The 24461-nt window shown below is 60.3% G+C and carries 23 protein-coding genes and 1 tRNA gene; 18 read left to right on the top strand and 6 right to left on the bottom strand.

Annotated elements, in window-relative coordinates; translation table 11 throughout:
- The first annotated feature begins 20 nt into the window (after positions 1-20).
- The 3 genes from JNB88_RS20725 (at position 21) to JNB88_RS20715 (ending at position 3214) form a co-directional block, all read left to right on the top strand.
- Complete coding sequence (locus JNB88_RS20725) at positions 21-434, top strand: cupin domain-containing protein (RefSeq protein ID WP_220357069.1); 414 nt, start codon at positions 21-23, stop codon at positions 432-434.
- A 99-nt stretch (positions 435-533) separates the two neighbouring features.
- Entirely contained in the window at positions 534-1628 is a 1095-nt protein-coding gene (locus JNB88_RS20720) for an HlyD family secretion protein (RefSeq protein WP_220357068.1), read from the top strand.
- Positions 1625-3214 carry a DHA2 family efflux MFS transporter permease subunit gene (locus JNB88_RS20715; protein ID WP_220357067.1) on the top strand — a complete coding sequence of 530 codons (1590 nt, stop codon included), beginning with the start codon at positions 1625-1627 and terminating at the stop codon, positions 3212-3214. Before JNB88_RS20720 ends, JNB88_RS20715 begins: the two co-directional genes overlap by 4 nt.
- A 67-nt stretch (positions 3215-3281) precedes the next feature.
- On the opposite strand, the gene JNB88_RS20710 is transcribed toward JNB88_RS20715, so the two are convergent.
- From JNB88_RS20710 to JNB88_RS20700, 3 genes are all read right to left on the bottom strand, one after another.
- Positions 3282-4601 (bottom strand): epoxide hydrolase family protein, encoded by a 1320-nt coding sequence (locus JNB88_RS20710; RefSeq protein ID WP_220357066.1) that lies wholly within the window; start codon positions 4599-4601, stop codon positions 3282-3284.
- Between the two features lie 31 nt (positions 4602-4632).
- Positions 4633-5028, bottom strand: coding sequence for a cupin domain-containing protein (locus JNB88_RS20705; RefSeq protein ID WP_220357065.1), 396 nt, complete (start codon positions 5026-5028; stop codon positions 4633-4635).
- A 65-nt stretch (positions 5029-5093) separates the two neighbouring features.
- Positions 5094-5534, bottom strand: coding sequence for a VOC family protein (locus tag JNB88_RS20700; protein WP_220357064.1), 441 nt, complete (start codon positions 5532-5534; stop codon positions 5094-5096).
- A gap of 367 nt (positions 5535-5901) precedes the next feature.
- Here JNB88_RS20700 and JNB88_RS20695 point away from each other — a divergent pair, with 367 nt between their 5' ends.
- Positions 5902-6858: an alpha/beta fold hydrolase gene (locus JNB88_RS20695; RefSeq protein WP_420832202.1), complete on the top strand. Its 957-nt coding sequence runs from the start codon at positions 5902-5904 to the stop codon at positions 6856-6858.
- Here JNB88_RS20695 and JNB88_RS20690 read toward each other — a convergent pair.
- A complete protein-coding gene (locus JNB88_RS20690; RefSeq protein ID WP_220357063.1) occupies positions 6855-7763 on the bottom strand; it encodes a LysR substrate-binding domain-containing protein in 909 nt (302 codons plus the stop codon). The genes JNB88_RS20695 and JNB88_RS20690 overlap by 4 nt on opposite strands.
- Before the next feature lie 452 nt (positions 7764-8215).
- Between JNB88_RS20690 and JNB88_RS20685 the strand changes: the two genes are divergently transcribed.
- The 10 genes from JNB88_RS20685 to JNB88_RS20640 all read left to right on the top strand — a co-directional run bounded on the left by JNB88_RS20685 (position 8216) and on the right by JNB88_RS20640 (position 18575).
- Complete coding sequence (locus JNB88_RS20685) at positions 8216-8932, top strand: GntR family transcriptional regulator (RefSeq protein ID WP_220357062.1); 717 nt, start codon at positions 8216-8218, stop codon at positions 8930-8932.
- Positions 8929-9840 (top strand): dihydrodipicolinate synthase family protein, encoded by a 912-nt coding sequence (locus tag JNB88_RS20680; protein ID WP_220357061.1) that lies wholly within the window; start codon positions 8929-8931, stop codon positions 9838-9840. Before JNB88_RS20685 ends, JNB88_RS20680 begins: the two co-directional genes overlap by 4 nt.
- Positions 9833-11350, top strand: a complete 1518-nt coding sequence (locus tag JNB88_RS20675) for an aldehyde dehydrogenase (RefSeq protein WP_220357060.1) — start codon at positions 9833-9835, stop codon at positions 11348-11350. Before JNB88_RS20680 ends, JNB88_RS20675 begins: the two co-directional genes overlap by 8 nt.
- Entirely contained in the window at positions 11347-12693 is a 1347-nt protein-coding gene (locus JNB88_RS20670) for an NAD(P)/FAD-dependent oxidoreductase (protein WP_220357059.1), read from the top strand. Before JNB88_RS20675 ends, JNB88_RS20670 begins: the two co-directional genes overlap by 4 nt.
- A 75-nt stretch (positions 12694-12768) precedes the next feature.
- Positions 12769-13620, top strand: a complete 852-nt coding sequence (locus JNB88_RS20665; RefSeq protein ID WP_220357058.1) for a glycine betaine ABC transporter substrate-binding protein — start codon at positions 12769-12771, stop codon at positions 13618-13620.
- A gap of 83 nt (positions 13621-13703) precedes the next feature.
- A complete protein-coding gene (locus JNB88_RS20660) occupies positions 13704-14795 on the top strand; it encodes a quaternary amine ABC transporter ATP-binding protein (protein WP_220357057.1) in 1092 nt (363 codons plus the stop codon).
- Between the two features lie 23 nt (positions 14796-14818).
- Entirely contained in the window at positions 14819-15667 is an 849-nt protein-coding gene (locus tag JNB88_RS20655; protein WP_220357056.1) for an ABC transporter permease, read from the top strand.
- Positions 15664-16521 (top strand): ABC transporter permease, encoded by an 858-nt coding sequence (locus tag JNB88_RS20650; RefSeq protein ID WP_220357055.1) that lies wholly within the window; start codon positions 15664-15666, stop codon positions 16519-16521. The genes JNB88_RS20655 and JNB88_RS20650 overlap by 4 nt, the downstream gene beginning before the upstream one ends.
- 9 nt (positions 16522-16530) lie before the next feature.
- The gene (locus JNB88_RS20645; protein WP_220357054.1) at positions 16531-17529 is read left to right on the top strand and encodes a 4-hydroxyproline epimerase; all 999 of its coding nucleotides are present in this window, start codon (positions 16531-16533) and stop codon (positions 17527-17529) included.
- 32 nt (positions 17530-17561) lie between these two features.
- On the top strand, positions 17562-18575 hold the full coding sequence (locus tag JNB88_RS20640) for a GlxA family transcriptional regulator (protein WP_220357053.1): 1014 nt from the start codon (positions 17562-17564) through the stop codon (positions 18573-18575).
- A gap of 92 nt (positions 18576-18667) precedes the next feature.
- Here the strand turns inward: JNB88_RS20640 and JNB88_RS20635 are convergent.
- Positions 18668-18741 (bottom strand) — tRNA-Gln (locus JNB88_RS20635).
- Between the two features lie 255 nt (positions 18742-18996).
- Here JNB88_RS20635 and JNB88_RS20630 point away from each other — a divergent pair.
- From JNB88_RS20630 to JNB88_RS20620, 3 genes are read left to right on the top strand one after another with little or no spacing between them, the layout of a single operon-like run.
- A complete protein-coding gene (locus JNB88_RS20630; RefSeq protein ID WP_220357052.1) occupies positions 18997-20538 on the top strand; it encodes a Ppx/GppA phosphatase family protein in 1542 nt (513 codons plus the stop codon).
- 9 nt (positions 20539-20547) lie between these two features.
- A complete protein-coding gene (locus JNB88_RS20625; RefSeq protein WP_037139379.1) occupies positions 20548-21267 on the top strand; it encodes an RlmE family RNA methyltransferase in 720 nt (239 codons plus the stop codon).
- Positions 21268-21325: 58 nt separating this feature from the next.
- Positions 21326-21709 (top strand): VOC family protein, encoded by a 384-nt coding sequence (locus JNB88_RS20620; protein ID WP_037139382.1) that lies wholly within the window; start codon positions 21326-21328, stop codon positions 21707-21709.
- Positions 21710-21711: 2 nt separating this feature from the next.
- Here the strand turns inward: JNB88_RS20620 and JNB88_RS20615 are convergent, their stop codons facing one another.
- Positions 21712-23136 carry an MFS transporter gene (locus JNB88_RS20615; RefSeq protein WP_037139385.1) on the bottom strand — a complete coding sequence of 475 codons (1425 nt, stop codon included), beginning with the start codon at positions 23134-23136 and terminating at the stop codon, positions 21712-21714.
- Between the two features lie 239 nt (positions 23137-23375).
- Between JNB88_RS20615 and JNB88_RS20610 the strand changes: the two genes are divergently transcribed.
- Positions 23376-24365 (top strand): MBL fold metallo-hydrolase, encoded by a 990-nt coding sequence (locus JNB88_RS20610; protein ID WP_220357051.1) that lies wholly within the window; start codon positions 23376-23378, stop codon positions 24363-24365.
- Positions 24366-24461: the final 96 nt, after the last annotated feature.

Raw genomic sequence — 24461 nt, 5'->3', positions numbered from 1 at the left:
CAATCTGAAAGGAGAATACGATGTTCACACGGTCTCTCGCAGCAGTTGCTTTGGCAACGCTCTCGATCACCACTGCTTCTGCCGCCGACCGACCGGCGGGCAAGGTCACGGTGGTCTTTGATCGCCCGCTGCCGAACGTTCCCGGCAAGAGCATGAGAGGGGTGCTCGTTGAATACGGGCCGGGCGGCGGATCGCCAGCCCACACGCATCCGAAGTCGGCCTTCATCTATGCAACAGTACTCGAGGGTGCGATCCGCAGCAGCGTAAATGGCGCTCCGGAAAGGGTCTATAAGGTCGGTGAAAACTTCTATGAAGAACCCGGCTCTCTGCATGAGGTAAGCGCAAACGCCAGCGATACGGAACCTGCGCGCCTTCTGGCCGTGTTCGTTCTGGACACCGGCGAACAGGAACTGACCACGCCCACCAAGAAGTGAGGTTGGCGATAGCTCTCATCGATGCCTGAGAACCAGGCGGCAGAATTCTGTCGCCTGGGGTCGCGGCACGATCATCCGCATTCAACAGGACATGGGAAAATGGATACGCTCGACAACGCCGCCACCATCAGCGGAGGAAGTTCTGAGGCAGCAGCCGGCACGGCGCGGCCCAACAGGAAGAGAGTGATCGGCTTGCTGCTGTGCTTCAGCGCTGTGGTGGCCATCGCTGCCGGATGGGCCGGGGCGCGTTCGAGCGGTGAGGTATCGACCGACAACGCATACGTTCGCGGGGATGTAACCTCGCTTGCGCCAAGGGTCGCGGGCTACGTTGTCGCGGTGGAGGCAAAGGACAACCAAACCGTTCGCGCCGGGGATGTCCTCTTTCGTATCGATGATCGTGACTACCGCGCACGCCTTGCGCAAGCTGTCGCCAATGTTGAAGCTGCCCGGGCACGTCTCACCAACGTTACTGCCGAGACTGAACTTCAGCATTCGCTGATCCGTCAGGCCGAGGCCCAGAAGACGTCGAGCGTCGCGGAGCTGAATCTGGCGATCAAGGCATACGACCGCAGCCGCCAGCTTATCCGAAGCAACACGGTGAGCCAGGCGCACGCGGAGGAAGCCGATGCCACGCGATCGAGAGCCGAGGCGAGCGTTTTGGCGGCCTCCGCGACGCTGGAGGCCCAGCAACAACGGATCGCCGTCCTTGCATCACAACGGGAAGCGGCCGTTGCCGCCGTGGCTCAGGCTCAAGCCGCGCGTGACCTCTCAGAAATCGACCTTGAAAGCACGGTGGTCCGCGCGCCGGTCGACGGCGTGATTGGAAACCGTCAGATCCGCGTCGGCCGATTCGTCGCGCCCGGTACGTCCCTGCTCGATATCGTCCCTGTTCGCGATGTTTGGCTCGTGGCGAACTTCAAGGAAACCCAGCTCCAGAACATCCGGCCGGGTCAGACTGCCCGCATCACGATCGACGGGTATCCGGACAACAGGCTTGATGGCGTCGTGGACAGCTTCGCACCCGGCAGCGGCTCGGCCTTCAGCTTGCTTCCCGCCGATAATGCAACAGGCAACTTTGTTCGTGTGGTCCAACGTGTTCCGGTGAAGATCCGCTTTGCGAACAATCCGTTGCCTGGTCGCCTTGTCCCCGGCTTGTCCGCACGGGTGGCGATAGATCTGGAGAGCGGATCATGACACCGACCGCCATCGCACTGAACCGCGAAAGCTCCACGGGAAGCTTGTTTCTTGTGGGTGGCATACTCCTCGCCGCGCTCACCGAGGCCATCGCGAGTACCGTCCTGTCGCTCGGGCGCGCAGACATAATCGGCGACACCTATGCAACTCCCGACGAGTTTGCGTGGCTGGATATCGGCTACACTGCGCTCAAGCTGATAGGCTTCATGATCGCGCCTTGGCTGTTGAGCCGCATCAAGCCGCTTAACGTCGTCATAGGCTCCACGCTCGCCATGGGCACGGCCTGCGCGATTGCCGCCATCACAACGCGTCTGGATCTGCTGGTCGCCTTAAGGGTTATCCAGGGCTTCTCCGGAGGTACCCTGCTCGTTGCGGGGCAGGCGATCATATTTTTTTCCTATCAGCGGTCTCACCAACCGATTCTCCAGGCGGTGTTTGCGATGGGAGCTGTTGTCGCTCCCGCAACGATAGCTCCGGCTCTTCAGGGATGGTTGATCGACAGCCACTCCTGGACATGGATTTACCTCAGCGTTGTTCCGCTTGCGCTGGCGGCGGTTGGACTTTTGTTGATTTCGGAGAGCCCGCTGCTCGCCACAACCACATCCCGCCCGTTTGATTGGATCGGCGTGCTGCTGCTCTCAATCGCGCTTTCCTCCTTCACCTACGTCCTTAGCCAAGGCAGCCGATGGGACTGGTTCGAGGAACCCCGCATTCTATGGCTGACGGTGATTGGCGCAGCCGCTTTGCTGGTTTTTTTGGGGCAGCAGGTGTCGGCGAAGGGGCAGGGCCTGCTGGATTTTTCCCTGTTCCGTCAGGATGATTTTCTCTTCGCCTTCATTGTCAGTTTCGTTGCCGGAGCAGCATTGTTCGGGAGCGCGTTCCTGATCCCGTCATTTGCCGTATCTGTGCTCGCGCTGACACCGACCGATGCAGGACTGCTCCTGCTGCCGAGTGGTGGACTGTTCATCGGCGCGCTTCTCGTCGCCGCCTACCTCATGCAGGTCCGCCGCATTCCACCTTTCGCCACGGTACCCTTCGGCATTCTGATGATCATGGCGTCGATGTGGATGCTGTCGGGTTCGACGAGCGAGAGTGGCGCGAACGACATGATGGCGGCAATCCTGTTGCGCGGCCTGGGTCTTGGCTTCCTGTTTCTCTCGATTACGTTGATCGCTTTCAGCAACCTCGGCAGCCGAAACCTGGCCTCGGGCATCGGCCTCTTCAATACAGGCCGCCAGCTCGGCGGTCTGATGGGCGTGGCTGCGCTGCAGACGTTGATCGACCACAACGTCGTCGCCAATCTTGCGGTACTCGGCGCGAACGTCAACGCCGGGCAGCCCGCGGTCATCGAACGGCTGGCGGCCACAACCGCCGTGCTGACCGCGAAAGGGTTGGACCCGGCGTCCGCCAGCCGGGCAGCGACAAACCTTCTCGGTCGGGCCGTGTCGGGCCAGGCAACTGTGGTCGCGTTTGACACCGCCTTCAACGCGGTTGCTCTTCTTTTCGTAGTCGCCGCCCCTGTGCTCGTTGGCATCAAGATCGGGCTTTCCAAGTACAGGAAGCGACACCCCATTTCCGAAGCATGACGTAAGATCGGCGTCATGCCCATATCGGTTGCGGTTTTCCCGGCGCGCATCGGCGGGCCGAGATGCGTTATTTCGAGCGCATGGCCCTGAAGCCCGCCCTGATCTCTTCGCTGAAGAGGTCCGGCTCTTCCCAGGCAGCGAAGTGGCCGCCTTTCGAAACCGAGTTGTAGTAGACGAGCTGTGGATAGGCCGCTGAAAGCCACTTCCTCGGCGGCCTGTAGACCTCTCCCGGAAACACGCTGACGGCAACGGGAACCTTGACAGCAGTGAGCTTTGCACCCGCCTTGACGTTCTCCCAGTAGATGCGTCCGCTCGAGGGGCCTGTGTTCGTTAGCCAGTAGAGCGTGATGTTGTCGAGGATATCGTCTTTGCTCAGCGCCTGTTCGGGGTTGCCACGGGTGAACACCCACTCGCTAATCTTGTCATAGAGCCAGGCCGCCAGTGCGACAGGAGAATCCGCAAGCCCGTAGCCGATTGTCTCCGGGCGCGTGCTGAGGATCGCGGCGTAGCCGAAACCATTGTTCAGGAAGTCGCGGACCTCGTCGAAGACCTTTTTCTCGTCCTCCGACAGTTCATCGGGAGCTGGTCCTCCACTTTTGAGGGCCTGCGCGGCGTCTGCCGGAAGCGTGGTGGCGCGCTCAATCCTGTTTACATGGATGCCGAGCAGTCCTTCCGGGGCCTGACGCCCGAGGGCATCGCTGATAATCGCGCCCCAGTCGCCGCCCTGGGAGACGTAGCGATCGTAGCCCACTCGCTTCATCAGCGTGTCCCATGCCATTGCGATCCGTTGTGCGTCCCAACCTGTTGTCGTCGGCTTCTGGGAAAACCCAAAGCCGGGGATGGACGGGATCACCAGATGGAACGCGTCCTCGGCTTTGCCGCCATGGGCGGTGGGATCCGTCAGCGGCCCGATAACGTCCAGCAGTTCGAAGACCGAACCCGGCCAGCCATGCGTCATGATCAGGGGCAGCGCGTTCTCATGGCGCGAGCGTACGTGGATGAAGTGGATGTCCAGTCCGTCGATGTCAGTCAGGAACTGCGGGAAGGCATTGAGCTTGCGTTCTGCCTTGCGCCAATCATAGTCGGACTTCCAGTAGTCCACGAGGTCCATCAGCTTCTGCGGTTCGACACCCTGGGAGCGGTCGGTTACGGTCTCGCCGTCGGGCCAGCGGGTTGCCGCGAGGCGTCGTCTCAAATCGACAAGCGCCGACTCGGGGATATCGGCTTTAAACGGCCGGATGTCACCGATGCCCGTCGTTGATTTGACCTTGTCTGCTGCGACAGCGGGCATAGGCAGCACCGCTGCGGAGACGCCAATCGCCACGCCGCCAAACACGAACGAGCGTCGCGAGACCTGCCCGTTTCCGGCTTTGCTTGCCTGTGTCATGTCACGATTCCTTGTCTGAGATAGCAGATGCTCATTGTACCGGTTCGACTAGAGGACTTCCCTTAGTGACGATGTAAGTGGCGAGTTCGGAGGCATTCCCGCTGCCGACATTGCGAGCCGAATGGGCAACGCCGTAAGGGATGAAGAGAGACTGGCCCGCAGTGAGAATAATGGCCCCGCGGCCCTCGAGTTTGTATTCGAGGGCACCCTCCAGGACGTAGGCGATCTCCTCGCCAGGGTGGCGATGATTGACGGCAAAGGCGCCAGGATCGAAGTCGACGCGCACCTGGATGGCCTCCTTTCCGGAGACGACGATGTCGTTCTTCACGAGGTCGGTGCGCTTGATGCCGGGCTGCTGAGCCGACGCGCCGTGGATGGCTACGAGGCTGAACGTCACGGCGGCGGATGCGATAGAGAGGATATTCATTGCTCTTGCCTTCTGGTCGAGGGAGCGCTTTCGAGTACTGCCCTCGACCCTTGTTCATCGGGAAGTCAGACTTCGTCAGGCCCGGCGCGGAATACGAGGAACTTGTTGCCTTCCGGATCACGGAAATAGGCGCAGTATGGCCCATCGCCGTTCGCCCCCCGCGGACCAGGGGCCCCTTCGTCGGAGCCGCCGGCTTGCAGTGCCGTGGCATGGGCCAGGTCCACCTGCGCCCGTGAACGGGCTTCGAACGCGATCATGTTTCCGTTGCCGACAGCCGCCGCTTCACCGTTGAAGGGCTTGGTCACGCCGAATTCCAGGGCGCGATGCCCGTAATAGACCGCCCGACCGGGTTGCTCGAGCACGCGGCCAATCCCAAAGACTGCAAGCAGCTTGTCGTAGTAGGCGACGGCGGCATCCAGGTCGTTCGTGCCGACTGTCGAATGACCCGAAAGTCCTCTGACCTTCTCGGGCGCCTCTTTATGCTGACGGGTTGCTACATCGTTCATGTTCATCTTCCTTTTGAGGCGGGCGATCGAGTTCCCCCGCTTGGGTTGGACGCGGATCGCGTTTCGACCAGCGATCCGTGAATGGCGAGAATCTATGAACGGTCGTTGGCGGGCGGTACTGAGCGAAATTGAGAGCCATCCTCTCGCTCTGGCGTGGGGATCGATCGCCGCGGAGCAGAGATTGGTGACAAGCGCCTTGAAGTTGCGACATGGCGTTGGCTCCCGTTGCAATCAACGCAGCCATCGGGTCGCCTCTTTTGGCATCCTGTCGATTCAAGAGGAGCCCTCTCGGATTTTCCGGCTACCGGCCGCCAGCGCGGTATTCCATCTTCTCGGTACATCCAACTCGACCAAAAGGACGGCAGACATGCCTATCTCACCATTCAGAACCCTTGTCGCTGCGGCCGCCGTGGTATCGATGCCGACGGTGGACGGACATGCCGAGACGAACACCTTCCAGGCAGAGCCGAAGATCGACTTCATCAAGATCGGTGAACATATCACGCTCCGCCGAATGGTCTCCCGTGCCGATGATCCCAAGGGCACGGTTCTTTTCCTGCATGGTTTTCCTGAGACCTTGGCCGTCTGGAAAGAGATCTCACGTACGCTCAGCAAGGAATACGAGGTGCACGCCTTCGATTGGCCCGGCTATGGCCAGTCTTCCCGCCCGTCGCCGGACAAGTTCTCCTACTCTCCGAAGGACTACGCCGAGGTCCTGAAGGTCTACATCGAAAAGGCACACATCGATCGATCGACCTTGATCATCTATGCCTCGGACATCGGCGCGCTTCCCGCTCTACTCCTTGCCCTGGACGAACCCGCAGTGGCCAAGAAGATCATTGTCGGCGACTTCGCCCCCTTCAACAGGCCACAGTACATGTACGAGAGCCTGCAGAACCTCAAGATGGAGCCGACAGCCACCCCAACGCGTGCCCACATGAACAAGACCAGTGACGAGATCCTGCAAAACGTGCATCGGCGAGGACTCTCGACGGACGCACAATACGATCTTCCCTCCGATGTGCAGGAGGATATGAAGCACTCGTGGACGCGTGACGGCCTGACAACCGCCGATGCCTTTGCCTTCTACTATTCCTACTTTAATCGTGATGAAGACTATCTCGAGGCCAATCTCGGCAAGCTCAAGACACCGATAAAGGTGATCTGGGGCGACAAAGACATCTACATCGCGAAGGAAATGGGCCGTGAGTTTGCGGATCGTACGGGTTCGACATTCGAAATCCTGCAAGGTATCGGCCACTTTCCGCATCTGCAGGATCGGGCGCGGACGGTCGAAGAGGTCAGGGCTGCGTTTTCAGGCTAGACGTCTACCGCTTCGCCTTGCGCTGAGACGGTGCGAAGCCGTGGCAGGGCCCAGTCGATGAACGAGCGTACTTTCAGCGTTAGTAGGCCTTGGCGAGGGTAGACGATGTGAATTGGCCTGAGGGCGCCGTCGAAACGCTGCAGAATGGGCACGAGGGAACCTGAAGCCAGCTCGTCGGGAATTTGATAGTCGAACAAGCGGGCAATACCTGCCCCGCCTACGGCAGCTGCCACGCAGTTGGCCGCGGTGTTTACCTCAAGGCGGTTTCGCGGAATCGCTTCGACAGCCTGGCCGTCGACGTCGAACGTCCAGAAGAACGCTCGCTTGTTGAAATGAATTCCATCGTGCTGTGCCAGGTCACCTGGGTGCTCCGGCACTCCTCGGCGCTCAAGATATGCTGGGCTTGCACAGGTCACGAGGCGGAACTCACCCGCCTTGACGGCGTGGAGCGAGCTGTCTGCGAGGTCGCCCAGCCGGATCGCGATATCCACCTGCTCGTCCACCAGGTGCACCGTCCTGTCGAGCGACAGCAGGTTCAATTGCACCTCCGGGTATTTTTCCATGTAGCCCAGGACAATCGGCAGAACGCGGCGGGCGCCGAACTCCACCGGCATGGTGATCGTCAGCGTGCCCCGTGGGGTTTGGTATTCGCCGGAGGCCCGCCGCTCCGCTTCCTCCAGGTCCGCCATGATCCTGCGCGCCGTCTCGACATATTCTCTCCCGGCGTCGGTGAGCTGGAGGTTCCGGCTGGTGCGCACGATCAGACTGGCGCCGAGGTACCGTTCGAGCTCGGCGACCTTGCGGCTGACGCTGGGCAACGGAGCATTCAGCTTCCTGCTGCCTGCAGAAATGCTCCCGGCGTCGATGACTGCCAGCAACATCCTCATTGCTTCGAGACGATCCATACAAACCTGCCGTCGACATTTCCGAAGATGCCTGGAGGTATTTCCTACTGAAACTGGGTTTACGTCAATCGATAGCGGATAGACGGCATTTCATCCCATGTTTCCGTATGCGGCGGGCCGCCGGTCACACGTGGAGTGTCGGCCAATAGAAATCGGGAGCACAAACCCTCGATAACGTCACCAGCAAAATCGGACTCTCACTCCGCAACGTCACCAGCAAAATCGGACTCTCACTCCGCCAAAAGCGCCGTCGACAACCAGCTTCGATCCAAGCTGTAGGAACGACGCTTGATATGTCAGAGAGTCAAGATAATTCAATTGGTTAGCGAAGCATTTTCTTAATTGTATTCCTATGAAACTTTTATTGTGTACGCAAAGTACACAATCCATTGACAGCATATTAGATGCGTGCCATGTTTCCCCTTAGCGAAACCAACGGCGCGGAGTGACCCATGGCGAAAACCGTGAAGAGCAACCTCTACGAGGATCTGAAACGTCAAATTCTGACGATGGAGCTCGACCCAGACGCCGATCTCGATGAAGCCAGCCTGAGTGAACGGTACGGTCTTTCCCGAACGCCGGTACGCGACATTTTTCGCCGCCTGGCGGGCGAGGGCTATGTCGACATTCGCGAAAACCGCGGCGCGCGCGTCATTCCAATGAACCATGCAACACTCAGAAACTTTTTTCTGGTTGCACCGATGATCTACGCCGCGATCGGTCGTCTCGCGGTCCAGAATTTCAAGTCGGGGCAGCTTACTGACCTCAAGCAAACGCAGGAGCGCTTCCGCAGGGCCAGCGAGAATGGTCATGCGCTCGACATGGTGCTCGAGAACAACCGTTTCCACGAGATTTTCGGCGAGATGTCCGCAAACGTCTATTTGCAGCCAAGCCTCGGCCGCCTGCTGATCGACCATGCCCGGATCGGCCATACCTTCTTCCGACCGAGGAATGAGGACATGAAGCGCCGCCTGCAGGTTGCCGTCGAACACCACGATGCATTCATTGAAGCATTGGCGGCGCACGACGAGGATACCGTCGTCGATCTCGTCTTCGAACATTGGGAGCTGTCTCGCGAGAACATGGAGATGTTCATCGCTCCGCAGGGGTTGAAGGTTGACGCCCTTATCGGTGGGCCAGCCGCCAAAGCATTGGAGAAGTCACAGTGAAATTCGAGGGGATCTATACCCCGGCGATTACTCCGCTTGATACATGCGGACAAATCGACCGGAAGGCATTCGCTGCTGTGCTGGAATCACTGGTCGATGCCGGGGTGCACGGCATCATCGTCGGCGGGTCGACCGGCGAGTACTATGCTCAGACCAGCCAGGAACGGTTCGACCTCGCCTCCTACGCCAAGGATGTCATCGGCGGTCGGTTGCCGCTCATCGTTGGAACCGGCGCGACCCGGACCGAGGATTCGGTCGAATACGCGAAGGCAGCAAAGGAAATCGGCGCGGATGCGATCCTGGTTTCCTCGCCTCCATATGCACTTCCGACGGAACGGGAAAATGCCGTCCACGCGCTGACTGTCGACCGTGCCGCCAACCTGCCGATCATGCTCTACAACTATCCGGCCCGCATGGGCGTGGTGATGGGCGAGGAATATTTCTCGCGCGTCGGCAAATCGAAGAATGTCGTCGCCATCAAGGAGAGCTCCGGCGACATGGGCAACCTGCATCTGCTTGCCCGCAAGTTTCCGCACATATCGCTGTCCTGCGGCTGGGACGACCAGGCACTCGAGTTTTTCGCCTGGGGAGCGAAAAGCTGGGTTTGCGCCGGATCCAACTTCCTCCCGCGCGAACATGTCGCGCTGTACGAGGCCTGTGTACGCGAGAAGAACTTCGACAAAGGCCGCGCGATCATGACCGCGATGCTCCCGCTGATGGACTTCCTCGAATGCGGCAAGTTCGTCCAGTCCATCAAACACGGCTGCGAGATTATCGGGCTGAAGACCGGATCCGTGCGTGCGCCGTTGCGGCCTCTCAACTCGGAAGAAAAGCGCACCCTGCAAACAGTCGTCGCCACTTTGAAGCGCACTGTCGCCAACATCTCGTCGGGAGCCAACCATGCATGAACCCTTGACCGCTGCCGAATACAAGGCAATCGCCGCCGAGATTCAGCTGCCGACCAATGCATTCATTGACGGCTCGTTTCGCCCTGCAATCTCCGGCAAGACCTTTACGTCTGTGAACCCGGCGACAGGCGAAGCGCTCGCAGCGATCACCGCTTGCGATGCAAGTGACGTCGACTATGCGGTGGCCAAGGCGAAGGAGGCTTTCGACGATGGTCGCTGGCGCTTGCGCTCTCCTGGCGAGCGGAGAGACGCCCTTCTAAAGCTCGCCAAGCTTATTGAGCGTAACCGGCACGAACTGGCAGTTATGGAAAGCCTCGACAGCGGCAAGCCGGTTCGCGAATGCCAGACTGTCGATATTCCTGACACGATCCACACGATCCGTTGGCATGCGGAGCTGATCGACAAGATCTACGACAACACCAACAATGTCGGACCGGATGCACTGGCAATGGTCGTCCGCGAGCCTATCGGCGTCGTCGGCTGTGTCCTGCCATGGAATTTCCCGTTGCTGATGCTGGCATGGAAGATCGGGCCAGCTCTCGCGGCCGGATGCTCGGTCATCGTCAAACCCGCGCAGGAAACGACGCTGACGACACTACGCGTTGCCGAACTTGCCCATGAAGCCGGTATTCCGGCGGGCGTGTTCAACGTCGTGACAGGGAGCGGCAAGGATGTCGGCGAACCGATAGGTCTCCATATGGACGTCGACATGGTGGCCTTCACCGGCTCGACGCCAACGGGGCGTCGCTTTCTTCGCTACGCGGCGGATTCCAATCTGAAGAAGGTAGTGCTCGAATGTGGCGGCAAAAATCCCGCGGTCGTGCTGCCGGACGCGGAAGATCTCGACCTCGTGGCCGAGCAGGTGGTCAACGGCGCCTTCTGGAACATGGGCGAGAACTGCTCGGCTACATCCAGGCTGATTGTCCACTCCAGTATCAAGGACGAGCTGCTGAAGCGGATAGGTGCCTACCTGAGGGAGTGGAAGACTGGTGATCCACTGGATCCGGAAAACCGCATCGGCGCTCTCGTCAGTCAGAGCCATTTCCAGAAGGTGAAGTCGTTCCTCGATGACGTGGAGGCGGAGGAGCTTTCACTCGTCCACGGCGGCGGGACCCACAAGGACGCCTTCATTGAGCCGACCGTGGTCGATGGCGTGACGCCGAAGAGCAGGCTGTTCCAAGAGGAGATATTTGGGCCGATCTTGTCGGTGACGACGTTCGAGACCCTTCCGGAAGCGGTCGCCCTTGCCAACGACACAAACTACGGTTTGACCGCCTCTGTGTACACGGGCAGCCTGCGAAACGCCATTCGGCTTTCGCGTGACATCCGGGCCGGCCTGGTCACGGTCAACTGCTTCGGCGAGGGGGACGCGACGACGCCGTTCGGCGGCTACAAGGAGTCCGGGTTCGGCGGCCGAGACAAGTCCGTCTTCGCCCACGATAACTACTGCGAGCTGAAGACGATCTGGATCGACATTTCCGATCGCTCGATCGACGAGATGATCCGATGACCAAGACCGCGGTCAGACGGCTCCCCGCCGAATCCGGTGTCTCCGGCTGGGAGGCGATCAGCAACCGCGTCGCCCCCATGCGGACGCTCGAAGGCAGTGTGGCGGCCGACTGGCTGATTGTCGGGGCCGGGTTTGCGGGGTTGTCCGCGGCGCGACGGCTTTCTCAGATCCGGCCACGCGACAAGATCGTCGTCATGGAAGCGGGTGAAGTAGCCAAGAGTACGGCCGGTCGAAATTCCGGCTATATGATCGATGTTCCGCACAATCTCTCGGCAGGCGAATATTCTGGGGCCAGCGAGGCGGCAACCGCCATGGAGATCGCGCAGAACCGCTTTGCAATCGATTTCGCAAAAAGCGCCGCGGACGAGTATGGGATGTCCCGGGAGACGTTCGATCCATCGGGCAAAATCAATGCCGCAGCAACGGCGAGGGGAATGAAGCTGAACGTCAGCTACGGAGAGTCGCTCCGGCGTATTGGCGAGAAGCACGTTTTCCTCGATCGATCGCAAATGCGCGAGCTCACCGGCTCGGACTATTACCTCGGCGGTTTGTTCACGCCCGGTGCGGTCATGATCCAACCTGCAGACTATATTCGTGGCCTTGCGGCCGGCGTTGGACAACGCGTGACGATCTTTGAGCGCTCTCCGGTAACGGAACTGCGGCGTGAGGGAGGGACCTGGACCGCGAAATCGATACGGGGCACGGTTAGCGCGCCGAAGGTCATCCTGGGGGTCAACGGCCATATTGAAGACTTCGGCCACTTTCGCGGGCGGCTGATGCATATATTTGCCTACGCGTCGATGACGGAGCCTTTTCCGGCTGATGACATTGGGCACGCTGCGTCGGGACAAGACCGGTGGGCGCTGCTCCCGGCCGACGCCATGGGGGCGACTGTTCGTAAGATCACTTCGAACGGTCTTTCGCGGATCGTCCTCCGTACGAAATATACCTACGACCGGACGATCACCGTAACCGACAGCCGTCTGGCCAAGCTGGCAGCGGCCCATCGCCGATCGCTGGATGCACGCTTTCCGAAACTGACGGATTTGCCGTTCCAGTACAGTTGGGCTGGGCGCCTCTGCCTCAGCCGCAATCACGTGCCCGCCTTCGGTGAAATCGACGACGGCTTGTTCTCGGCGTGCTGCGAAAATGGCCTGGGCACCGTGAAGAGCACACTTGCCGGTGTGCTGGCGGCCGAACTTGCGACCGAAACCGGCTCAGAACAACTCGACAGATACATGGATCATGCAGCGCCCACGAGGCTGCCGCCCGAGCCCCTGGCGTGGCTCGGTATCAACGCAGTGATCCGTTTGCAGGAATTGCGTGCAGGCCGTGAGGGATAACCCTCGCCGCGCAATGTGAAGACTGAGCCAACGCGGGTCTTCGATAAGAATGGGAACAAAAACTAGGAGCGTAAGATGAAGACTCTGTGGAAAGCGCTTTGTGCAGCCGCGATGTTCGGAATGACCATGGCGGCGGCCCATGCCGAAGAAAAGACGATCAACATGGGCACGTTGTCGTGGGAAGACCTGACGCCCATTACCGGCATCACGAAGAAGGTACTCGAGGACGCCGGCTACACGGTGAAGGTGACTGAGTTCTCCGAGTGGGGCATTGCCTATGCGGCCCTCACCAAGGGAGATATACAGGTTCTTGCGTCTCAGACTGACTACGTTGCGCAGGACTATTGGAACAAGAACAAGAACCGTCTGGAGAAGATCTCGCCGGTTTCGCACGGCTTGTATCAGGCTATTGCAGTCCCGGCCTACGTGCCGATCGACTCTCTCGAGCAGCTCAAGGAAAACAGCGAGAAGTTCAGCGGCAAGATCATTGGCATCGAGCCGGGTTCCGGCCTGATGCGCGATGCATCGACAGCCGTCAAGGACTACGACATCAAGCTGCAACTCGTCGAGGGCAGTACGGCCGCGATGACGGCGGCGCTCAAGTCGGCGTACGACCGCAAGGAGTGGATCGCCGTTACGGTCTGGGAGCCATCGTGGATGGTCCAAAAGTTCCCAGTCAAGTATCTCAAGGATCCGAAGGGCATCTTCCCGCCGCCGCAGGGCTACTACTGGATCGGACAGAAGGGTTTCTCCGAAGAGAACCCGCACGCCCGTGAAGTCATGGCCAGCGTATATGTCCCAATCGCCGACATCACCGCCATCAACGGTGCCGTCAAGGATGGCAAGACGATGGATCAGGCCGTACAGGACTGGGTTGGCGCCCATGCCGACCTGATCAAGCGCTGGGAAAACATCAAGAAGAACTGATCGTGCCGGGCCGTCCGATCCGGTCGGACGGCCCCTTGAAGCCCAATGAGAGAAGCCAGCACAATTGGCTCAAGGGGATCGCTATGAAAGCCGCCAATACCGATGCCAATGAAGTCCTGATTGACTGCCAGTCCCTCTGGAAGGTCTTCGGCGACAAGTCTGCCGCAGCCATGAAATCCATAAGCGAGCGTGGCCTGGGCAAGAAGGAAGTGCTGAAGGAATTCAACTGCGTGGTCGGCGTTTCCAACGCCAGCCTGCAGGTACGGCGCGGTGAGATATTCTGTATCATGGGTCTGTCGGGGAGCGGAAAGTCAACGCTCATACGGCTGCTCAACAAGCTGATCACGCCGAGTTCCGGAAAGGTCCTGGTGAAGGGCAGGGATGTTGGCGCACTGTCTCCGGCGGAGCTCCGGCAGATGCGTGCGAAGAACATCGGCATGGTGTTCCAAAGTGTCGCGCTGCTTCCGCACCGCACGGTGCTTGAAAACGCGGCCTTCGGACTGGAGGTCCAGGGTATTTCCAAGCTCGAGCGCAACAACACCGCCAAGGCTGCGTTGGAAACGGTGGGCCTCGCAGACTGGGTCGATCGCTACCCGAAGGAATTGTCCGGCGGCATGCAGCAACGCGTTGGCCTTGCTCGCGCGCTTGCCTCCGATCCGGAGATCATTCTCATGGATGAGCCCTTCAGCGCGCTCGATCCGCTAATCCGCCGGCAGCTTCAGGACGAGTTCCGCCAGCTTACAAAGTCGCTTGGCAAGTCCGCCGTCTTCATCACCCATGATCTCGACGAAGCGATCCGCATTGGAGATCGCATCGCCATCATGAAGGACGGCGTCATCATCCAGACTGGCACCGCCGAGGAGATCATTCTCAATCCGGCAGACGATTATGTCGCCGAGTTCGTCGCGGGGATATCGCGCCTGCATCTGATCAAGGCGCATTCGGTGATGCACAGCGTTAGCGAGTATCAAGGCAAGGAAACGCATTTCGACATTTCGTCGCTGGCGCAAACGACACCCGACGCCGACATCGACGAACTTATCACGCTGACAATGCAGTCGGAGCGCGACGCTATCGCTGTTGTCGACAACGGCCAGGTTGTTGGTGTGGTCACACCCCGCAGCCTCCTGATGGGTGTCAAGGGGACTTCCCACAACGATCGCGCGGCCGCCTGACCGCTCAACAGGAGCTGACTGAAATGGACATTTCAAGCTTCACGGACGCCTTCGATGAATGGACAGACGCGACCCTCGAATGGGTAAGCGAGAACGGCGAATCCCTTTTCGACTACGTCAGATGGATTCTCGAGGGACTCTATGGCGGTATCCTCTGGCTGCTCGAGCTTCCGCCTTTCTATGTCATCGCAATAGTTGTTGCGCTGGTGGGCTGGCGGCTGGTGAATGCCTGGTTTGCAATCGTGGGCGGTGTTGCCCTGCTGCTGTGCTACTCGATGGGACTGTGGTCCGAAACGATGAGCACGCTGGCATTGGTCCTGACGGCGACGGTGCTCGCACTTGCGATTGGTCTTCCTGTTGGTATAGCGGCGGGTTTCTTTACGGCTCTCGACCGGTTCATGGAACCGGGCCTCGACCTGATCCAGACGCTTCCGCCGTACATCTATCTGCTGCCGGCCATCGCTCTACTGGGCTACGGTCCAGCGACAGCACTCATCGCCACCGTCGTCGTCGCCGTTCCGCCGGCAATCCGGCTGACTTCGCTTGGAATCCGCATGACGCCAAGGGAGTTCATAGAACTTGGGGAGGCAAGCGGAATGCGGCCCGGCCAGATGTTCTTCAAGATCCGCCTGCCGTTTGCACTGCCGAGCATCATGGCGGGCATCAACCAGAGCCTGATGATGGCATTCGGTATGGTCGTCATTGCCGGTATTGTCGGCTCCGGCGGCCTTGGCGAAACGATCTATGGCGCGATCCGGACGCTCGACATCGCGACATCCATCAACGGAGCGATCGCCATCGTCGTCCTGACGATGATACTTGACCGCATAACACAGAGCGCGGCCCGGCTCGGCGTAGGGAGGCAATCATGAACCCTTCGATCTTGCAGCTTTCCCCAGGGGCTCTTCTGGCTCCCGCCGTCGACTGGCTGAACACGAACCTGCATCCCCTGTTCGCCGCGATCACCTATGTCGTGGAAGCTATCCTGTCGGCAATCGAAGCAGGACTGCTGTTCGTACCGCCTCTTGCGGTTATTGGGATCGTCTTCGTCGCGGCCTTCCTTGCGGTCAATCTTCGCGTGGCCATCCTTGCTGGGCTATGCCTCGGCTTCTGCCTGATCGTCGGGCTTTGGACGGCATCGATGCAGACGGTCGCGCTTGTCACGGTGGCCGTCCTTATCTCTGTCCTCATTGCGTTTCCGATTGGCGTTCTTTGTTCGCGCTACAAGACCCTTGAAGCGTTCGTTCGGCCAGTCCTCGACGTGATGCAAACCGTGCCACCGTGGGTCTACCTCATTCCGGCGGTCATGATTTTCAGTCTGGGGCGGGTGCCGGCCATCATCGCGACGATCGTCTACGGCATTCCGCCGATGCTGCGACTGACCACTTTGGCGTTCAACCAGGTCCCGCGCGAGTATGTGGAACTCGGAAGTGCGATTGGCGCTCACCCGCGCTCGGTGCTTTGGAAGATTGAATTCCCGCTCGCCAAACAGACGCTGTTGGTCGGCCTCAATCAATGCATCCTTCTTTCCCTGGCCATGGTCGTTTTGGCTGGCCTGGTCGGCGCAGGCGGCCTCGGTGCCGAAGTGACCCGCGGCTTGACCCGCATGGAAATGGGGCTGGGCTTGCGCGCAGGTCTGGCCATCGTCGCCGTTGCCCTACTGCTCGACCGCGTGAGCCGTGGTCTGCTTGATAGGGGTCGAGCGCCGGTGACGGCTGGGCATTGAGGTAGGTCAATGAGAAGCAGCTTCTTTTGCATAGACGCGCATACGTGCGGAAATCCAGTCCGCTTGGTGGCCGGCGGAGGGCCGCTGCTGCCGCACGTCCCCGTGGCGGAGCGGCGGGATATCTTTGTTCGTGATCACGACTGGGTCCGGCGGGCGCTGATGTTCGAACCCCGTGGCCACGATATCATGTCGGGCGCCATCATCTATCCCGCCTACCGCGAGGACTGCGACTTCGCGGTACTCTTCATAGAGGTGAGCGGGTGTCTGCCGATGTGTGGCGCAGGGACGATCGGCGTCGTGACCTCTGCCATCGAGGAGGGACTGGTGAAGCCCCGCACGCCGGGGCGCGTTTCGATCGAGACGCCCGCAGGACGGGTCGATGTCACCTACGAAGAAAAGGACGGGTTCGTGGATTCCGTTCGTCTCTATAACGTGCCAAGCTATCTGCACGAAGCCGATGTTGAGGTGCATGTGCCCGGAATGGGGCGGCTGCGGGTCGATATTTCATATGGAGGCAACTACTATGCGGTGGTGGAACCGCAGCCAAACTGGAGTGGCCTCGACGGCATGACTGCGGCCGACATCGTTGGCTTCAGTCAGCGGCTGCGTGATGCGCTGGCTGAGACTTGCGATCCTGTCCATCCTCAGGATGAAAGGATCCGGGGCGTCCACCATGCGATCTGGTGCGACCGACCCACAAGCGATCGCTCGGATGGACGCTGCGCGGTTTTCTATGGGGAAAAGGCCATCGACCGGTCTCCCGGCGGAACCGGAACGTCGGCCCGCATGGCTCAATTGCACGCGAAGGGGCGGCTGGAAGTCGGTGCGGCTTTCAGGCATGAAAGCCTTATCGGGACGGTATTTGCGGGCAAGGTTGAGGCGGATGCGGAGATCGGTGCTTATCGAGGCATTCTTCCAAGTGTGGGTGGTTGGGCGCGAGTCATTGGTCACAACACGATCTTCGTCGATGAACGCGACCCGCTCGCGCATGGATTCCAGATGCGGTGACCATGAACGATAAGGCCATCAGGGAGACTGAGATGCGACCAGAAGAGTATCGGCAGGGAGACGCCGTCGGCAAATCCGCCGGGCGGCTCAAGGTTGGATTTGTGCTTGCGCGATCGTTCACCCTGTCAGCGTTCGCGCTGTTCGTGGACACGCTGCGGCTTGCGAGCGACGAGCACGATCGTTCCGGACGCGTGTTGGCGGATTGGCAAGTGCTCGGGAGTACGAGGCATCTGATTTCGTCAAGTTGCGGCGTGCAGGTCGCGCCAACCTCGGATTTCGTGGATCCGACGCGGTTCGACCACATCGTCGTTGTCGGTGGGCTCCTCACCGTGGCAAACCCTGTTGATCACGACACGATCGCGTTCCTCAAGCGCGCGGATGCTGCAAGAGTCCCATTGATCGGTCTCTGCACTGGCTCGTTCATCCTGGCCGAGGCTGGATTGATGACGAAGCATGAGACATGCGTGAGCTGGCTTCACTACAAGGAGTTTCGCGAACGCTTTCCCGATCTCGCTGTACGATCGGATCGGATATTCAACCTGGATCGACAACGCGGTTCTTGTGCTGGCGGCAGCAGTGCAGCCGATATCGCAGCGGTTCTGGTCCGACGGTATATCAGCCGCGAGGCCGAAAGAAATGCCTTGGAAGTCCTCCAGATCGAAAAGGCGCGCTCGGCCGGCGACATTCAGCCTCGGCGCCCTTTGCACGACGAGTATGAAGACGACCGCGTCAAGGCGGCGATGATCCTGATGGAGCAACATGTCGAGGGCGGCATGACCATCCCCAGGCTCGCGGCTTCGGTTCGCCTTTCGCGGCGTCAACTCGAGAGGCTATTCTTGGAAAAGGCAGGCATGTCTCCGGCCAAGGCCTACACGCGAGTTCGCATGGAGAGGGCCAAAGCCCTGCTTGTTCAATCAAAGGCATCCCTGATCGAAGTTGCGCTCGATGTGGGCTATGAGAATGCCTCCCACTTCACGCGGACGTTCAAGCGTATATTCGGCCAGACGCCCACACAGCTTCGTTCCGCTGGATATTCGGAGCACTGAAATAGCTCTTGGCAAGAGGTGGCTGGCTTCGTCGTTTCTCAGCGCATAGCGAATATCCGCTACGCGCTTCCTCAAGGGCTTTTAGGGAGAATTGGCTGGGGAACCTGGACTCGAACCAAGATTAACGGAGTCAGAGTCCGTCGTTCTACCATTGAACTATTCCCCAGCAGTCGCTGCCGAAGCGTGGCTTGGCTGCTGTGCGGCGCTTATAACCAAAACATCACGGATTGCAAATACCCGTTTGGAAAAAAATCCACAGCCGCGTCGAAGCGGTTTTCGACGTGCTCCTGCAGCCTGATTTCTCGCCGTTCCAAAAAGAATTTGGTGTTTTCGCCTCGCGCTGGTATCTTCGCGGCAACGCAAAATCGAATGAGCGCCTGCTGCATACCTTTGGACTTGCGCGGCGCGATGGAAAACGAACGTGGAAGACCCCGAAGGCGGCCTAAGGTCGCAAGGTGACGGGGCGTCGGCGGCAGGGCGCAGGGATGGTAAGAAATCCAGGCGTCGCAAGGGCAAGCGTGGCGGGCAATCCCGCAATGCGAGCCAGCCCGCTCCGCACGTCCTCTCCGGCGAGACCGGGGAGGCGGCACGCCCAATTGAAGCCGGTAACGCAGCGCGCAAGCGAAAGCGCCGCCGTCGTGGTGCGATCTCTCAAGGCCCGGTCGGCCAGCAACACCGGACAGAAAATGAAATCGCCGTAAGCGCAGGGCACGCCGCTCTCAGCGAGAGCGAAATTGTGCCAAGCCGCCGCAATCGCCGCAAGCATCGTGGCAAGCGCGGCCTGCAGGGACGCCCGCTGGTGCATGAAAAGCCGCTCGGGCATCCCGAGCCGCAACAGCGTCAGCCTGCGTCTCCCGGGCGGAATCCTCCCGCCGAATCACGGGCCGGCCAGAATGACAATCGTATTGCGCGCCAGCCCGACGGCGGACAGCGCAGTTATGGTGAACACCCCTGGCCTGATGAACTCTATGCGGCGCTCGACCTGGGCACCAACAATTGCCGCTTGTTGATTGCCCAGCCAACGCGTCCGGGCCAGTTTCGTGTCGTCGATGCCTTCTCCCGGATCGTGCGCCTCGGCGAAGGGCTGGCGGCAAGCGGTCGCCTCTCCGATGACGCGATGGATCGCGCCGTTGATGCACTTCGCGTTTGCGCTTCGAAGCTGAAGAATCGCGAAATCCGCCGTATGCGGCTGATCGCGACCGAGGCCTGCCGGCAGGCGAGCAACGGAGCACAGTTCCTCGAACGGGTCGTCGCCGAAACCGGCCTCGAACTCGAGATCATCGATAGGGAGACCGAAGCGCGGCTGGCCGTATCAGGCTGCTCGTCGCTGGTCGGGCGGGAAACGCGGTCGGTCGTCCTGTTCGACATTGGCGGAGGCTCGTCGGAAATTGCCGTCATCCGCATCGGAGATAGCCGCTTCAACCGCCTCGCCAACCACATAACCCACTGGACCTCGCTTCCCGTTGGTGTCGTTACGCTTTCCGAGCGTCATGGGGGGCGCGATGTTACTCCGGACGTCTTCGAAGGAATGGTGGTGGAAGTAGAAGGCATGCTCGACAGCTTCGATTGCCCGGCGATCGACATCGGTCATGCGGGCGATTTCCATCTCATCGGTACGTCGGGAACGGTGACGACGCTGGCGGGCGTGCATCTCGATCTGCCACGCTATGACCGGCGCAAGGTCGATGGCATCTGGCTTTCGGACGATGAGGTCTCGGCGATGCAGGCAAAGCTTTTGTCTTGGGATTTCGCAAGCCGCGCTGCCAATCCCTGCATCGGGCCGGATCGTGCCGATCTGGTACTGGCTGGCTGCGCCATTCTGGAGGCGATCCGGCGCCGCTGGCCAAGTCCGCGCATGCGCGTTGCCGATCGCGGCTTGAGAGAGGGCCTGCTCACCGACATGATGGCGGACGACGGCGTCTGGCGGCGCCACCGCAACCGCCGCGGCCAACGCGGCAAATAGGGGACAGGGATGACCAAGCCACCGATCGCGGGCAACCGCACCGGCCGCAAGCTCGGCCAGCGCGTCAAGAACAAGAAGATGAAGGCGTCGTCTCGGCAATGGCTGCAGCGTCACATCAACGATCCCTATGTGCAGCGGGCGCAGCTTGAAGGCTACCGTGCCCGCGCCGCCTTCAAACTTTTGGAGATCGATGAGAAGCACAATATTCTCAAGGGCGCCCGCCGGATTATCGATCTTGGCGCAGCACCTGGCAGCTGGTCGCAGATCGCCGCCAAGGTTACCGGCTCGACAGACGAGGATATCCGTGTCGCCGCCATCGATTTTCTCGAGATGGCGCAGCTGCCCGGTGTCAAGGTTCTGCAGCTCGATTTTCTCGATCCCTCCGCGCCGGCTGAGCTTATGGAAGCGATTGGCGGTACGCCTGATCTGGTAATGTCGGACATGGCGGCGCCGACCACCGGCCATCATCGCACCGACCATCTGCGCACGATGCATCTTTGCGAAGTGGCGGCGCACTTTGCTATCGAGGTCCTGGGAGAAGGCGGCCACTTCCTGGCGAAGACCTTCCAGGGTGGTACCGAACGCGAGCTGTTGACCATGCTGAAGCATCATTTCAAGCAGGTCATTCACGTCAAGCCGGCCTCGTCGCGCGCGGAATCCGTCGAAATGTTCCTGCTTGCAAAGGGCTTCAAGGGCCGCAAAGCCGAGCCTGACGCACAGGAAGCTTGATCTTCGGACCGGTCTCGGGCGATGATTAGCCTCCCAAGACTTGGAATGCCCGCTTACGATGCTTCTATACGTTACGCTTGGAACCAACGATATCGATCAGGCCCGGCGCTTCTACGACGTCGTGCTGCCCTTGCTCGGCTATAGGCGGCAACGCTATTCCGAGGAGGAGATCGGCTATGCGGCGGACGGTGACATCCGTTGCAGGTTCTGGGTTGTCACCCCGTTCAATCGGCGGCGCGCCTCGAACGGCAACGGTGCGATGGTGGCGCTGGTGGCAGAGCGCCGCGCGGACGTGGATGCATTTCATGCCGCAGCGCTTGCTGCCGGTGGCGAAGATGAAGGCGCGCCGGGCCTTCGGCCGTTTCATGCCAATTTCTATGCCGCCTATGTGCGTGATCCAGACGGCAACAAGCTCAGTGCCGTCTGCGAGGCTCCGGAATAGCCTTACTTGACGACCTCTCGCTCCGCCTCGATCGCCGCAGGCGAAAGGCGCTTTACCCGGTGACCGGAGACGACTGCACCAGCGCTCTTGTCCATCCGGACGAACGGGATCGTCGCCACCACTGTCATGATCGCCAGGACGTAGAAGGCGACGTGGAAGTCCGCGACTTGCAGCGCCTCGCCGCGGAAATAGATCGACGTCTCGAGGATCGCCGCGGCGGTGGCAACTCCGAGCGCGAGGCTTATCTGCTGCATCACCGAACTCATCGACGTTGCCTGACTTGCCTGCGCGTCATCGATATCGGCGAACGCCAGCGCGTTGACACCGGTAAAGAAGAACGAGCGTGAGAAGCCGCCAATCAATAGAATGGCGATGATGACGAGGTGCGGCGTCTGCGGTGTGAAGAATCCGGTCGCAACGGTCACGGCCGTCGTCACGGCCGCTGCTGAAAGCAGCGTGGTGCGGAAGCCCGCCGCAGCGAAGACGCGACGCGCCATGAACTTCGTGGTGATCGCGCCGATCGCGCCGGCAAAGGTGATGAGGCCGGATTGGAAGGGTGTCAGACCGAATCCAAGCTGCAGCATCAAAGGCGTCAGGAAAGGCAGCGCGCCGATACAGATACGAAACAGCGTGCCGCCGGTTACCGATGCGCGGAAGGTCGGCGTGCGCAACAGGTTGAGATTGAGGATCGGCGCCGGATGCCGCTTTGCGTGGCGCACATAAAGGAAACCACAGACGATGCCGATCGCTGTCGCCGTGATGCCGATCACGGGCGGCAGGGCCGGCAGACTGACGACCGACAGGCCGAAGACGACGCCGGCGGCGGAAAGTGACGTCAGCACGAAGCCTGTCACGTCGAGCCTAGGCGGTGCAGTCGCTTCCACCTCCGGCAGGAAGATCGTCGCCAGCCAGATGCCGATGATGCCGACCGGCACATTGATCAGGAAGATCCAGTGCCAGGTAAAATAGGTGGTGATGAAGCCGCCGAGTGGCGGGCCGGCCAACGGTCCGACCAATGCCGGGATGGTCAGCAGCGCCATCGCCGAGACCAACTCGCTCTTCTTCGTTGTTCTTACCAGAACGAGGCGACCGACCGGCGTCATCATCGCGCCGCCCATGCCTTGCAGGAAGCGGGCAAAGACGAACTCGATCAAGCCCGATGAGGCCGCGCAGAAGATCGAGCCGATGACGAAGACGCAGATGGCGAGGCGGAAGATGCGCTTGGCGCCGAACCGATCCGCCATCCACCCGCTGATTGGAATGAAGACCGCAAGCGAGACCATATAGGAGGTCAGCGCGAGCTTCAGCGTGATCGGCCCGACATGGAGGTCGTTTGCGATGGCCGGAAGTGCGGTAGAGATAACGGTAGAGTCCATCTGCTCCATGAAGAGAGCGACGGCGAGGATCAGCGGAACGATGCGGTTCATACGCGAATGCCTTGAAGGTCTGCGAAGGCGTCTGGGGGCCTGTGCTCTGTAGTCCTCGCAGCGGGATCTGCCAACCCTTTGAGCGACGCGGAAAACACGATTGCATCACGTCTGCGTGAGTCCCCTTGCTCCGCAATTCTGGCGTGCAAGATTGGCCGGAACTTCATCGCGGCGCTGACCGGGTGAATCAACAGTTGGGGCTATGCGGCAATCCTGCCGCGCGATAGGAGGGATGGCAGATGGCAGTGTCGACGGGGATGAAGCGGCGCACGTTCTTTGCTGCGGGCCTTGGCCTGCTGGCGGCGCCTGTTGTTTTGAGAGCGGCTCCCGCAGCCGCCAGTGGAGAAAAGGCAAAGATGAACACTATCGTGCTCCCGGAGGTAAACCAGTTCAACCTCGGTTCGTTCAAGATCGTTGCGATCAGGGACGGCAGCAACCTTGCGGAGAAGCCCTTCGAGACCTTTGGTACGAACCAGGATCCTGAGGCGGTGAAGAAGCTGCTCGGCGACAATTTTTTGCCGACTGAGAAATTCGTGAACAGCTATGCGCCGGCACTGATCGATACCGGCTCTGAGGTGATCTTGATCGATACCGGCTTTGGCGCCGCCGGTCGTGAACGCGGCCTCGGCAAGCTGCAGGATGGCCTGAAGGCTGTAGGCTATTCCGCGGACGATATCACCATTGTCGCCCTTACCCACATGCACGGCGACCATATCGGCGGCCTGATGGAGAACGGCACGCCCGCCTTCAAGAACGCACGATATGTGGCGGGTCAGGTCGAGTATGATTTCTGGTCCGATAAGGCGCGCGAGGGAACGCCGGCCGAGGGTGGGCACAAGACGGTGCTCGCCAACGTCGTCCCGCTCGCGGAGAAGACGACGTTTATCAAGGAAGGCGACTCGATCGTCAGCGGCATCACGGCCGTGATGGCGCAGGGTCACACGCCGGGCCACATGGTCTTCCACGCCGAAGCGGACGGCAAGCGGATGGTCTTCACGGGTGATACTGCCAACCATTATATCCTGTCGCTGCAGAAGCCCGAATGGGAGGTCCGCTTCGACATGGACAAGGCGCAGGCCGCCGCCTCGCGCAAGAAGGTCTTCGACATGATCGCGACCGACAAGGTTGCTTTCATGGGCTACCACATGCCGTTTCCTGCGGTCGGTTTCGTGGAGAAATACGAGACGGGTTACCGCTTCGTTCCGAAGACCTATCAGTTCGACCTTTGACAGCATCAGGAGCGGCCTACCGCCGCTCCTCCGCACATTCTGGCCGGCAGACGGCCTACGAGACAAGCTCAGTTCTCCGCGCCCCTATTCGACGGA

The sequence above is a fragment of the Rhizobium cauense genome, assembly GCF_019511525.1.
Lineage (GTDB): Bacteria > Pseudomonadota > Alphaproteobacteria > Rhizobiales > Rhizobiaceae > Rhizobium > Rhizobium cauense.
This window is presented reverse-complemented; position numbering and strand designations above follow the sequence as displayed.